We start from the raw sequence: 348 nt of genomic DNA, 5'->3' as shown, positions 1-348 counted from the left end.
TAAAACATAGAAAAGTCATTTCACCTCTTATCCATCATTCAGATAGAGGTATTCAATATTGCTCACATGAATACCAACGCATACACGAAAAATATGGCATAACGTGCTCAATGACAGATGGATATGACTGCTACCAAAATGCCTTGGCGGAACGCATAAACGGGATCCTGAAAAATGAATATTTACTGACAAAGCCCAATAACTTGGAAGAAGCTGCGAAAATGGTGAAACAATCCATTGATATCTATAATCAAAGAAGGCCACACACGGCTTTAAAATACAAAACGCCCGATGAAGTGCATCGAGCGTTTTAATATTAAAAGTGTCAACCCATGCTAGGATGGGTCA

At 38.5% G+C, this 348-nt stretch carries 1 protein-coding gene; it reads left to right on the top strand.

Going from position 1 to position 348, the window contains the following annotated elements:
• On the top strand, nucleotides 1-314 hold a 314-nt coding region (locus AN214_RS21990; protein ID WP_152960865.1), incomplete at its 5' end, for an integrase core domain-containing protein.
• Nucleotides 315-348: the final 34 nt, after the last annotated feature.

Source organism: Pseudoalteromonas sp. P1-9 (genome assembly GCF_001399975.1).
In the GTDB taxonomy this organism is placed as follows: domain Bacteria; phylum Pseudomonadota; class Gammaproteobacteria; order Enterobacterales; family Alteromonadaceae; genus Pseudoalteromonas.
The sequence above is the reverse complement of the archived record's forward strand: the minus strand, read 5'-3'. Positions and strand labels throughout refer to the sequence as shown.